The sequence below is a fragment of the Lacrimispora amygdalina genome (genome assembly GCF_900205965.1).
Taxonomy (GTDB): Bacteria; Bacillota; Clostridia; order Lachnospirales; family Lachnospiraceae; genus Lacrimispora; species Lacrimispora amygdalina_A.
Window position 1 is genome coordinate 76,294 of sequence record NZ_OAOF01000019.1, and the last position, 13,230, is coordinate 89,523.

Below are 13,230 nucleotides of genomic sequence, written 5' to 3' on the forward strand. Positions count from 1 at the left end.
TCACCATAAACTATAATGATGTATAAAAATACAATAAGCGGAGGAACCCATATGAATTTGAAAGGAAGAAATTTTATTACATTAAAGGATTATACACCGGAAGAGATCCAGTACCTTCTGGATCTGTCTGCGGATTTAAAGACAAAGAAGAAGCAGGGAATCACCGGAAGCTCCTTAAAAGGTAAAAATATTGCACTGATATTTGAAAAGCCTTCTACCCGTACCAGATGTGCATTTGTGGTAGCCGCAGTGGATGAGGGAGCTCATCCGGAATATCTGGGAAAAGATGATATACAGCTGGGTCATAAGGAAAGTGTGGAGGATACAGCCAGGGTTCTGGGAAGAATGTTTGACGGCATTGAATTCAGGGGATTTAAACATAAAACTGTAGAGCTGCTGGCTGAATATGCTGGGGTTCCGGTCTGGAACGGTCTGACAGAGGATTATCACCCTACACAGATACTTGCGGACCTTTTGACAATAGAGGAACATTTTGGATATTTAAAAGGTCTAAAGTTTGTTTATGCAGGAGACGGGCGCAATAACATGGCCAACAGCCTGATGATCGGCATGAGTAAGATGGGGGTACATTTTACCATTCTGGCACCTGAAAGTCTCTGGCCAGATAAGGAACTGGTAGAGCTTTGCCATGGATATGCTGATTTAAGCGGAAGCACCATTACACTGACAGAGGATAGTGAAAAGGTGAAGGATGCAGATATTATATACACCGATGTATGGTGCTCCATGGGAGAGGAAGAGAAGGCGGCAGAGCGTGTCGCACTCTTAAAGCCATATCAGGTAAACAAGGAACTGATGAATAAAACAGGCAAGGATACTACCATATTTATGCATTGCCTGCCGGCCGTAAAAGGCAACGAAGTGACGGAAGAGGTCTTTGAATCCGGCGTATCAGTAGTATTTGATGAAGCGGAAAACAGAATGCATACCATTAAGGCAGTGATGGTTGCGACGTTAGGAGAGTAGAAATGTATTTACAGGAACGAGGAAAGAATTTAAGAAATGCTTCCATGATGGTGGATTTTGCCCACATTGTGGTAGGAATCTTAATTGTGGTACTGGCGGTTTTATCTTTTTTAAATCCGGAAGACAATATGCTGATGTTCCCGGTTATATTTTTTCTGGCCGGGATATTGAATCTGATCAACGGCGTATATAAAATAAGGCTCAGCGGCAGAGAAAAGCGGAAAAAGGCGGCAGGAGTTGCATCTGTGACTGCAGGCGGTCTGCTGTTTGCACTGACAGTGATCAGTGCAGTAAGTATCTGGTGGGGGTGAATGGGTTGAAAACCGAGATTTTAAAGCTGTTAAAAGAGAGTGGCGGCTATGTTTCCGGTCAGGAATTATGCCAGCGCTTTCATGTTTCCAGGACCGCAGTGTGGAAGGTGATCCACCAGCTTCAGGAAGAAGGATATCATATTGAAGCAGTACGAAATAAAGGATACCATTTACTCGATTCCTGTGATATAATGACGAAAACAGAGATAGAAAGCTGCATAAGAGGACGCTTCGGCAGAATCGTGGATTTTCATGATTCCATTGATTCCACGAATTTAAGAGCCAGGCGTCTGGCAGAGGAAGGTGCCGGAAGTGAGACACTTGTGGCAGCAGATGCCCAGGAGGCAGGAAGAGGAAGAAGAGGCCGCAGCTGGGTCTCTCCGCCGGGAAAGAATATATTTATGAGCCTTATTTTAAGGCCTGATATTCTTCCGGCTAAGGCTTCCATGCTGACTCTGGTAGCTGCATTGGCTGTTCGTGACGGTATAGAGAACGTGACAGGACTTTCTGCGGTGATCAAGTGGCCGAACGACATTGTCTCAAACGGTAAGAAGCTGTGCGGTATTTTAACTGAGATGAGTGCGGAACTGGAGGGAATCCATTATGTTGTTGTGGGTATTGGGATCAATGCCAATATGGAAGGATTTCCACAGGAGGTCAGTGATACAGCGACCTCATTGCTTCTTGAGACAGGGGGAAAAGTGGTCAGGAGCAGGCTGGTTGCCGCTGTTTTAGAAGCATTTGAGCATTATTATGATGAATTTATCAGCCAGGGTGATTTATCCGGGCTGATAAGTGTCTATAATAAAAATATGGTCAATGCAGGAAAGGAAGTAAGAATTCTTGATCCTTCAGGTGAGTACATGGGGAAAGCTCTGGGAATTAATAAACAGGGAGAACTTCTTGTAGAAATGCCAGATGGAGAGGTCAGACATGTGATTTCAGGTGAGGTGTCTGTCCGGGGAATTTATGGATATGTGTAATGAACCAATCGCTTTATGATAAATTACAGGTTTTAGAACCGGCCGGCCAGCAGATGGAGAAGGAGGAGCGCTTAAGGGCAGCCATCCGTCCCCTTCTGTCCTGGTACCACGAACACAGAAGAATCCTTCCGTGGCGTGAGAAAACGGAGCCTTACAGTGTCTGGATATCGGAAATCATGCTTCAGCAGACAAGAGTAGAAGCAGTAAAACCATATTTTGACCGTTTCATGGAAGCACTGCCCGGGATAGAGGCACTTTCAGAAGTAACGGAGGACCGTCTGTTAAAGCTTTGGGAAGGGCTGGGCTATTACAGCAGGGCAAGAAATTTAAAAAAAGCGGCTCAGCTTCTCATAGAGAAGTACGATGGAACGCTTCCGGCATCCTATGAGGAGCTTAAAACACTACCTGGTATCGGATCTTATACAGCAGGTGCCATTGCTTCCATTGCTTTTGGTATTCCGGTTCCTGCAGTAGACGGCAATGTTCTGAGGGTGATCTCAAGACTGACTGGAAGCAGGGAAGATATAACCAGACAGTCGGTAAAAAAGGCCATGGAAGAACTGATAAAAGGCGTTATGCCAAAGAAAGATCCAGGTTCATTTAATCAGGCTCTCATTGAGACCGGAGCCATTGTGTGTCTGCCAAACGGCGCACCTTTGTGCAGCAGCTGTCCTCTTGCCTCCCTGTGCATTGCAAGAGAGAACGGCCTTACCGGCATTATACCGGTGAAAGCTCCCAAAAAAGAGCGAAAAATAGAAGAAAGAACCATTTTAATCTTGTCAAAGGACGGACGTGTGGCAATCCGCAAACGCAGTAACACAGGACTTCTTGCCTCACTTTATGAGCTGCCGGGGCTTAAAGGGCGCATTCCCCGGGAGTTGATCAAGGGAGCTCTTGGCATTCAAGAGGCAGTGATTACACCTCTTCCTGAGGCGAAACATATATTCAGCCATGTGGAATGGCATATGACTGGATACCGGGTGGAACTTACCGATTTACCGGAAGGAGACTATCTATGGGTCACCCCGGAAGAAATAAAAAAAACTTATTCCCTGCCTGGGGCATTTAAGGCGTATACAAAGTTGATTAGGTGATAATAATGAAAAAGATGCTTTTTATATTTAATCCCCGTTCCGGAAAGGCCCAGATCAGAAATAAACTGGTGGATATTCTGGATATTTTTACGAAAGCCGGTTACGAACTGTCGGTTCATGTAACACAGAGACAGGGAGATGCCATGGAGGCAGCTTACCGCTATGGAAAGGATAAAGATCTGGTGGTATGCAGTGGTGGTGACGGAACTTTAAATGAAACCATCAGCGGTTTAATGAAGCTTAATAAACTGCCGGTTCTTGGTTATATTCCGGCTGGCTCCACCAACGATTTTGCCTCCAGTTTAAAAATCTCCAAGGATATGCTGACAGCAGCACAGGCAGCGGTTTCGGGGGAATCCTGCACCATAGATATCGGAGGTTTCTGTGAGGATAAATATTTTATCTATATTGCTGCTTTCGGTGCTTTTACGGAGGTATCCTATCTGACTCCCCAGGACAAGAAAAACGTTCTGGGTCATCAGGCTTATATGCTTGAGGGCATGAAGAGTCTGGCCTCCATTAAATCTTATTCCCTGCGGGCTGAATGTGAAGAGATCATGCTGGAAGGAGAATTTATTTTTGGTATGATAACCAATACCATCAGTGTGGGAGGATTTAAAGGTCTTGTCACCCAGGATGTGGCACTTGACGATGGGGAATTCGAAGTCCTTTTAATACGGTCACCAAAAACTGCACTTGATTTTACAAATATCATTAATTATATGTTTTTGAAAGAAGAACCAAACGAATACGTCCATAAATTCCGGACACGGTCCCTGAAACTCATCTCCGATGAACCGATAGACTGGGTGCTTGACGGAGAATTCGGGGGTACCAGAAGAGAAGTTTCGATCACAAACCTGGAGAAAAAAATCCGTATTATGAGAAAACAGCCGAAATAACAACAAAACTGCTTCTTTAGGAAGAAATATGTTGAAATATGGATTCCGGTAGTATATAATGAAAAGTTGTGTGGGCTTTATGTATACTTCTTAGCGAAAGGACGTTATTAAGTGGAAAAAGATAATTTTTTAGATAAGCTAGGGAAACTTGTCGAACTTGCAAAGACAAAGCATAGTGCTTTGGACGTTACAGAGATTAATAACTTCTTTATGGGAGAAGAGTTGACTGCAGAGCAGATGGATCAGATTTATACGTACCTGGAGAATCGCGGCGTAGACGTGATCCCGGTCATGGATGATTCCACTTTAACTGATGATGTGCTTATTTCAGAAGACTTACTTCTTGATGATGATCTGGACGACGGTTTTAAGGAAACAGAGGAAGAAGATATTGATTTAGACGCCATTGATTTACTGGAAGGCATCGGCACAGAAGACCCTGTCCGCATGTATTTAAAAGAAATCGGCACAGTACCGCTTTTAAACGCAGAGGAAGAACTGCGTCTTGCAAAGAAAAAAGCGGATGGTGACGATAATGCCAAGGAGCGTCTGATCGAGGCCAATCTGCGTCTTGTTGTCAGTATCGCAAAACGTTACACAGGCCGTGGTATGAGTTTCCTGGATCTGGTACAGGAGGGAAATTTAGGTCTTATTAAGGGTGTTGAAAAATTTGATTATACCAAAGGCTATAAATTAAGTACATATGCTACTTGGTGGATTCGTCAGTCTGTAACCCGTGCTTTAGCAGATCAGGCAAGAACGATTCGGGTTCCGGTGCATATGGTGGAGACAATTAATAAGATGTCCAAGATGCAGAGAAAACTCACCCTGGAACTGGGCTATGAGCCTTCTGTGGCAGAGCTTGCAGAAGCGCTTGACATGTCTGAGGACAAGGTGATGGAGATCATGCAGATTGCCAGAGAGCCTGCATCCTTAGAGACTCCCATTGGTGAAGAAGATGATTCCAACTTAGGCGATTTTGTGGCTGATAATAATGTGGTGACACCGGAAGGCAACGTAGAATCTGTAATGTTAAGAGAGCATATCGACGCACTTTTAGGTGATTTAAAAGAAAGAGAGCGTCAGGTAATTGTTCTGAGGTTCGGCTTGGAAGACGGACATCCGCGTACATTGGAAGAAGTGGGCAAAGAGTTTAATGTTACCCGCGAACGTATCAGGCAGATTGAGGCGAAAGCACTTAGAAAGCTGAGAAATCCGGTTCGCAGCAAACGAATCAGAGATTTCTTATAAGACATATAAAAGGCGCGGCTGATTCCTGTCTGCGCCTTTTTGTCATTTCTGAAGACGGCAGGGAGGAGACACCATGAACCCAAGGAATTATCAGAAGGAATTGGACCAGATCATCGAAGGATTAAAGGAACGGAAAAAAGTTCCGAAACTGTTGATACACAGCTGTTGTGCTCCGTGCAGCAGCTATGTATTGGAATATTTGTCCCAATATTTTGAAATTACTGTATATTTTTACAATCCCAACATTTACCCTCCTTTAGAATACATCCGGCGTGTGGAGGAACAGGAGCGTCTCATTAATGAAATGAAATTTGAGCATCCGGTTACATTACAGACCGGGGTATATGAACCGGAGGAGTTTTACCGGATTGTAGAAGGCTTAGAAAAGGAGCCGGAAGGCGGGTCAAGGTGTTTCCGCTGCTATGAGCTCCGCCTCCAGGAGGCAGCGAAGGTCGCCCAGGCAGGCAGATTTGATTATTTTACAACTACATTGTCCATAAGTCCCCTTAAAAATGCAGATAAGCTGAACGAGATTGGTGAAAAGCTGGGAAAGGAATACCGGGTTTCTTACCTGCCGTCTGATTTTAAAAAGAAAAACGGGTATAAGCGTTCTGTGGAGCTGTCAAAGGAACATAATCTTTACAGACAGGATTATTGCGGCTGCGTATTTTCCCAGAGGGAAAAGCAGACAAAAGAATCGTCCTGCTGACTGCAGACTTACTTTGGAAATTATCTGAAAGACATGCAGGGTTTGTCTTGACACAAATTGGATATTGTAATAGAATTAACAGCGTGGAGTATAAAAATTTGAGGATAAAGGAGTGAACATTATGTTATCAAAATCACTGACTGTAGTTAATCCATCCGGACTTCATTTAAGACCGGCAGGCGTTCTGTCTCAGACAGCTATGAAATTTAAATCTGATATAATTATTGAATACGGCGAGAAGAGGATCGTTGCTAAGAGCGTATTAAACGTTATGGCAGCAGGAATTAAGTGTGGCGCTGAGATTAAAGTAATCTGCGATGGCGAAGATGAAGAGACAGCTATGAAGACCATGACCGAAGCAATTGAGAGCGGTCTTGGCGAGATGTAATCCGTTTCTGTTTATCGTATAGAATTCAATTATGAAAGTCCCAGGATCGATGATTCCGGGGCTTTTTTTGTGTGGAATTCAGTTTAATTTTCAAACTGTTTTCATAATGTTTTAATAGATGGACTTAATAAAAAAAAGCCTACACTTAAAAAAATTAGTAATTTATACCACCATAGGAAAAGTAATCTGGAATTGTATATTTTAAGTAAAATAATTATGGTAAAATTGAATTAAAAATAGATAAAACAATTATAAATGATAAAATATCTAATAATCTGACAATTTAAAAATAAAACACATTTACAAACTGCGAAAAATGTAGTATTATCAACTAAAATTACTGTTACACTTTAGCACCTCAAAGCGGAGGCGCAGTCAGGAAAGGAAGAGATTATGGATAAGAGTTTACAATCCCCTAATAAAACAGGTACTCCGGGGCTTTACGATGCCCGTTTCGAGCATGACAACTGCGGTATTGGTGCAGTGGCAAATATGAAAGGGATAAAGACCCATAAGACAGTGGAGCAGGCTCTCCATATCGTGGAAAACTTAGAGCACAGAGCAGGAAAAGATGCGGATGGGAAGACCGGTGATGGTGTTGGTATCATGCTTCAGATCTCTCATAAGTTTTTTAAGAAAGTGACCAGACCGTTAAACATCGGGCTTGGAGAGGAAAGAGAATACGGAGTCGGAATGTTCTTCTTCCCTCAGGACGAACTTGCCAGAAATCAGGCAAAAAAGATGTTTGAAATAATAGTACAAAAAGAGGGCATAGAATTTCTGGGCTGGAGAGATGTACCCATTCATCCGGAACTGATTGGTGCAAAGGCAGTAGAGCGTATGCCATATATTGCCCAGGCATTTGTGAAAAAGCCTGCAGATGTAAACAAGGGACTGGATTTTGACCGGAAGCTTTATGTATCCAGACGAATATTTGAACAGAGCAACGATAATACCTACGTGGTATCTTTAAGCAGCAGAACCATTGTATATAAAGGAATGTTCCTGGTGAAGGAGTTAAGACAGTTTTTTACAGACCTTCAGGATAAAGATTATGAATCAGCCATTGCAGTGGTTCATTCCCGCTTCAGTACCAATACCAATCCAAGCTGGATGAGAGCCCATCCCAACCGTCTGATCGTACATAACGGTGAGATCAACACCATTCGCGGGAACGTGGATAAGATGATGGCAAGGGAAGAAAATATGGAGTCAGAATTCTTCAGCAGCGACATGCATAAAGTTCTTCCTATTATTAATCAGGAAGGCTCTGACTCAGCCATGCTTGACAATGCACTGGAATTTATGATGATGAGCGGTATGGATCTTCCGCTGGCAGTTATGGTAACCATTCCTGCTCCCTGGGAACATGATAAATCCATGCCTCAGGAAATCAGGGACTTCTACCGTTACTACGCTACCATGATGGAGCCATGGGACGGTCCGGCTTCCATCGTATTCAGTGACGGTGATCTGGTAGGCGCAGTCTTAGACCGCAACGGTCTCAGACCTTCCAGATATTACATTACCGATGACGATCATATGATTCTGGCATCTGAGGTAGGAGCCATTGATATTGAACAGAGTCATGTGGTAAAGAAGGAGCGCCTCCGCCCTGGTAAGATGCTTCTGATTGATACGGTAAAGGGCTGTCTGATCAGTGATGAACAATTAAAGGAAATGTATGCACTAAGAAAGCCTTACGGAGAATGGCTGGATTCCAATTTAATTGAATTAAAAGATCTTCCGATTCCCAATAAAGGGGTGCCGTCCTTAAGCACGGCGGACCGTGCAAGAATGCAGAAGACTTATGGATATACCTATGAAGAGTACAAGACTATGATTCTGCCTATGGCATTAAACGGAGCAGAAGCCGTCTCAGCCATGGGTGCGGATAGTCCGCTGGCGGTATTAAGTAAGAAGCACCAGCCTCTTTTTAACTATTTTAAACAGCTGTTTGCCCAGGTAACCAATCCGCCCATTGATTCTATTCGTGAGGAAATCGTAACTTCTACTACCGTTTATGTAGGAGAAGAAGGGAATATATTAAAAGAAGAGGCGGAAAACTGCAAGATCTTAAAAGTGAACAATCCGATTCTGACCTGTACCGATCTTCTGAAGATCAAACACATGAAGAGACCCGGCTTTAAGGTAGAAGTGATACCGATTACTTATTATAAGAATACGTCACTGGAAAAGGCCATTGACAGGCTGTTTTTAGAGGCAGACAGAGCACACCGGGATGGAGCGAACATCATTATTTTATCAGACAGGGACATTGATGAAAACCATGTGCCGATTCCGTCCCTTTTAGCTGTTTCTGCTCTTCAGCAGCATTTAGTAAAAACAAAGAAAAGAACCTCTGTTGCGCTCATCTTAGAGAGCGGAGAACCAAGGGAAGTTCATCATTTTGCCACACTTTTAGGATATGGTGCATGTGCGATTAATCCATATCTGGCTCAGGAATCTATTCACAATTTAATTGATAATGGAATGCTTGATAAAGATTATTATGCTGCAGTAGAAGATTACAATTCTGCCGTTTTACATGGTATTGTTAAAATTGCCTCAAAAATGGGAATTTCTACCGTTCAGTCCTATCAGGGAGCCCAGATTTTTGAAGCCATTGGTATTTCAAAGAAAGTAGTTGATACGTATTTTACAGATACGGTGAGCAGGGTAGAGGGCGTTACTCTGGAAGATATTGCCAATGACGTGGATACTCTCCATTCTGCTGCATTTGATCCTCTTGGTCTGGATGTGGATTTAACATTAGACAGTGTAGGAAGCCATAAGGAAAGAGCCGGACAGGAAGAGCACCTTTACAATCCACGCACCATTCATATGCTTCAGCAGGCAACCAGAACAGGAAGCTATGAGATATTTAAAGAATACACCCATGCACTGAATGAGGAAGGCCAGATGGTGAATCTAAGAAGCCTTTTGGATTTTGATTATGGGAAGAACAAGGAAATTCCATTAGAAGAAGTGGAAAGCGTGGAGTCTATTGTAAAACGCTTTAAGACAGGAGCAATGTCTTATGGTTCCATCTCACAGGAGGCTCATGAAGCCCTGGCAATTGCAATGAACCGCATTCACGGTAAGTCAAACAGCGGAGAAGGCGGAGAAAGCCTGGAACGCCTTACCGTAGGACCGGATGGATTAAACCGGTGTTCTGCCATTAAACAGGTGGCTTCCGGACGTTTTGGCGTAACTTCCAGATACTTAGTCAGTGCAAAAGAGATTCAGATTAAAATGGCGCAGGGAGCAAAGCCTGGTGAAGGCGGACATCTTCCGGGCCAGAAGGTATATCCATGGGTAGCGAAAACAAGACACTCAACAACCGGAGTGGGATTAATCTCTCCGCCGCCTCATCATGACATTTATTCCATCGAGGATCTGGCTCAGTTGATTTATGATTTGAAAAATTCCAATACCAGTGCCAGAATTTCTGTAAAGCTTGTTTCAGAAGCAGGAGTCGGTACGGTAGCTGCCGGTGTTGCAAAGGCAGGTGCCCAGGTTATTTTAATTTCCTCCTTTGACGGCGGAACCGGAGCTGCCCCCAGAAACTCCATTTATAATGCAGGACTTCCATGGGAGCTTGGTGTGGCAGAAGCCCATCAGACCCTGATTATGAACGGGCTTCGGGATAAGGTGATTCTGGAAACAGATGGTAAACTGATGACTGGACGTGATGTGGCGATTGCATGTATGCTGGGAGCGGAAGAATTCGGCTTTGCAACTGCACCTCTTGTTACACTGGGCTGCGTCATGATGAGAGTCTGCAACTTAGATACATGTCCGGTTGGCGTTGCCACTCAGAACCCGGAACTTCGCAAGCGCTTTAAAGGAAAACCGGAGTATGTAGTCAATTTCATGTATTTTATTGCAAGAGAGCTTCGGGAATATATGGCGAAACTGGGTATCCGAACGGTGGATGAGATGGTTGGAAGAACAGATCTCTTAAAGAAGAAGGATCAGATTGCCAACGAAAGAGCAAAGAAAGTAGATTTTTCCGCAATTCTTGGAAATCCATATTGCAAAGATAAATTAGCAGGATACGACAAGAAGGTGGTTTATGATTTCCAGCTGGATAAAACCATTGATGAAAAAGTTATATTAAAGAAGTTAAAGCAGGCGCTTACCGCAGGTCAGAAGAAGGGACTTCAGATTGATGTTTCTAATACGGACCGTGCACTTGGCACCATATTCGGATCAGAGATTACCAGACTGTATCCGGAAGGACTTGCGGAAGATACCTTTACCATCAACTGTACCGGAAGCGGCGGTCAGAGTTTTGGCGCTTTTATCCCTAAAGGACTGACTCTGGAACTGGTGGGTGACAGCAACGATTACTTTGGCAAGGGTCTCTCCGGCGGAAAGCTGGTGGTTTATCCGCCTCAGGGTGTTAAATTCAAAGCGGAAGAGAATATTGTTATCGGTAATGTGGCCCTGTACGGTGCGACCAGCGGAAAAGCCTTTATCTGCGGCGTGGCAGGAGAACGGTTCTGCGTACGAAACTCCGGTGCAACGGCAGTGGTAGAAGGAGTGGGTGACCACGGATGCGAATACATGACAGGCGGACGCGTGGTGGTATTAGGATCTACAGGCAAGAACTTTGCAGCCGGTATGAGCGGCGGAATTGCTTATGTATTAGATGAAAAGAGAGACTTATACAAACGCCTGAATAAAGAAATGGTTTCTTTTGAAGAGATTACAAATAAATACGATGTTTTGGAATTAAAGGATATGATTAAGGAGCATGTGGCTTATACCAACTCCGCAAAGGGCAAGGAAATCCTCGACAACTTTGGAGAATATCTGCCTAAATTCAAGAAAATCATGCCTCATGATTACAGGCGCATGATGAATACCATTGTTCAGATGGAAGAAAAGGGTTTAAGCAGCGAACAGGCTCAGATTGAAGCATTTTATGCAAACACAAAGAAGTAAGGAGGAGCGATAATGGGTAAGCCAACAGGATTTTTAGAATATAACAGAGAAACAGGAAGAACGGTAGATCCCAAAACCCGTTTAAAGGATTATAACGAGTTTCATCTGCACCTTTCTGAAAAGGAACAGAAATGCCAGGGGGCCAGGTGCATGGACTGCGGTGTACCATTTTGCCAGTCAGGAGTTATTTTAAATGGAATGGTTTCAGGCTGTCCCTTAAACAATCTGATACCGGAATGGAATGATCTTGTCTATACCGGTACATGGCAGCAGGCATATAACCGTCTGAAAAAGACCAACAGCTTTCCGGAATTTACCGCAAGGGTATGTCCGGCGCCCTGTGAAGCGGCGTGTACCTGCGGGTTAAATGGTGATCCGGTTGCGATTAAGGAGAATGAATATGCTATTGTTGAGCGTGCCTACACCTCCGGTATCGCCGGTCCCAGACCTCCTAAAATCCGTACAGGGAAAAAGGTTGCAGTAATCGGGTCCGGGCCTGCCGGACTGGCAGCAGCTGACCAGCTAAACAAAAGAGGGCACAGTGTAACAGTACTGGAGCGGGAGGACCGTTTGGGCGGACTCCTTATGTATGGAATTCCTAATATGAAGCTGGAGAAGCATGTGATTGACCGGAAGGTTGACATCATGAAAGAAGAGGGCGTTGTTTTTCTCACCGGTGCCGATGTGGGAAAGAATTACAAAGCGAAGGATCTTTTAAAGGATTATGACCGCATTATTCTTGCCTGCGGAGCCTCCAATCCAAGAGATTTAAATGTTCCTGGAAGAGATGCACAGGGAGTATACTTTGCGGTAGATTTCTTAAAATCAACAACAAAGAGCCTTTTAAATTCAGATTTAAAAGATAATCAGTACTTATCAGCCAAGGGCAAACATGTGATTGTTATTGGAGGAGGAGATACAGGAAACGACTGTGTGGGAACCTCCCTCCGCCATGGCTGCGCCTCTGTTACCCAGCTTGAGATGATGCCAAAGCTTCCGGAAACCAGAACTGAGGATAATACCTGGCCGGAATGGCCGAAGGTTTTGAAAACGGATTACGGCCAGGAGGAAGCAATTGCTGTATTCGGTAAAGACCCAAGGGTATATCAGACGACAGTAAAGGAATTTATAAAGGATAAGTCTGGAAAGATGGTGAAGGCTGTGATCATGGGCCTGGAGCCGAAAAAGGATGAGAAGACCGGACGGATGAGCATGGTGCCGGTAGCCGGCAGTGAGAAAGAAATTCCTGCTGATCTGGTTCTAATTGCAGCCGGGTTCTTAGGAGCACAAAATTATGTTGCAGATGCATTTGGCGTTAAATTAAACGGCAGAAGCAATGTAGAAACAGAAGCTGGCAGATATAAAACCAATGTGGATAAGGTTTTTGTAGCAGGAGATATGCATAGAGGCCAGTCCCTTGTGGTTTGGGCAATCAGGGAAGGCCGTGAAGTGGCGAGGGAAGTAGATATCAGCCTGATGGGCTATACAAACCTGGTTTAAGAAAGGGAAGAGAGACAGTTGTTGTCTCTCTTCTTTTTTTGTATAGCAGTCTTTTAATAAACCACCTGCTATGCAGGTGCGTCCACAGCCGCTTTAGCTTACAGAAAAAACCTCCAATGATATAATAAGTGTAGGTTCGCCAACCACACTAA

Annotated in this window: 10 protein-coding genes; all 10 read left to right on the plus strand. The window is 44.0% G+C overall.

What is annotated here, in order from left to right; translation table 11 throughout:
- Positions 1 to 51: 51 nt before the first annotated feature.
- Positions 52 to 987, plus strand: a complete 936-nt coding sequence (argF, locus tag CRO04_RS20825; protein ID WP_097006162.1) for an ornithine carbamoyltransferase — start codon at positions 52 to 54, stop codon at positions 985 to 987.
- A gap of 2 nt (positions 988 to 989) precedes the next feature.
- Entirely contained in the window at positions 990 to 1,298 is a 309-nt protein-coding gene (locus CRO04_RS20830; RefSeq protein WP_097006163.1) for a DUF6637 family protein, read from the plus strand.
- A 5-nt stretch (positions 1,299 to 1,303) separates the two neighbouring features.
- Entirely contained in the window at positions 1,304 to 2,281 is a 978-nt protein-coding gene (locus CRO04_RS20835) for a biotin--[acetyl-CoA-carboxylase] ligase (RefSeq protein WP_097006164.1), read from the plus strand.
- On the plus strand, positions 2,281 to 3,375 hold the full coding sequence (mutY, locus tag CRO04_RS20840) for an A/G-specific adenine glycosylase (protein ID WP_097006165.1): 1,095 nt from the start codon (positions 2,281 to 2,283) through the stop codon (positions 3,373 to 3,375). The genes CRO04_RS20835 and mutY overlap by 1 nt, the downstream gene beginning before the upstream one ends.
- A 5-nt stretch (positions 3,376 to 3,380) precedes the next feature.
- Entirely contained in the window at positions 3,381 to 4,277 is an 897-nt protein-coding gene (locus CRO04_RS20845) for a diacylglycerol/lipid kinase family protein (RefSeq protein WP_097006166.1), read from the plus strand.
- Between the two features lie 111 nt (positions 4,278 to 4,388).
- On the plus strand, positions 4,389 to 5,528 hold the full coding sequence (gene rpoD / locus CRO04_RS20850) for an RNA polymerase sigma factor RpoD (RefSeq protein ID WP_097006167.1): 1,140 nt from the start codon (positions 4,389 to 4,391) through the stop codon (positions 5,526 to 5,528).
- Positions 5,529 to 5,601: 73 nt separating this feature from the next.
- Positions 5,602 to 6,237, plus strand: a complete 636-nt coding sequence (locus CRO04_RS20855; RefSeq protein WP_097006168.1) for an epoxyqueuosine reductase QueH — start codon at positions 5,602 to 5,604, stop codon at positions 6,235 to 6,237.
- A gap of 121 nt (positions 6,238 to 6,358) precedes the next feature.
- Complete coding sequence (locus CRO04_RS20860) at positions 6,359 to 6,625, plus strand: HPr family phosphocarrier protein (protein WP_097006169.1); 267 nt, start codon at positions 6,359 to 6,361, stop codon at positions 6,623 to 6,625.
- Positions 6,626 to 7,018: 393 nt separating this feature from the next.
- Positions 7,019 to 11,578, plus strand: coding sequence for a glutamate synthase large subunit (gene gltB / locus CRO04_RS20865; RefSeq protein ID WP_097006170.1), 4,560 nt, complete (start codon positions 7,019 to 7,021; stop codon positions 11,576 to 11,578).
- A 12-nt stretch (positions 11,579 to 11,590) separates the two neighbouring features.
- Positions 11,591 to 13,078, plus strand: coding sequence for a glutamate synthase subunit beta (locus CRO04_RS20870; RefSeq protein ID WP_097006171.1), 1,488 nt, complete (start codon positions 11,591 to 11,593; stop codon positions 13,076 to 13,078).
- Positions 13,079 to 13,230: the final 152 nt, after the last annotated feature.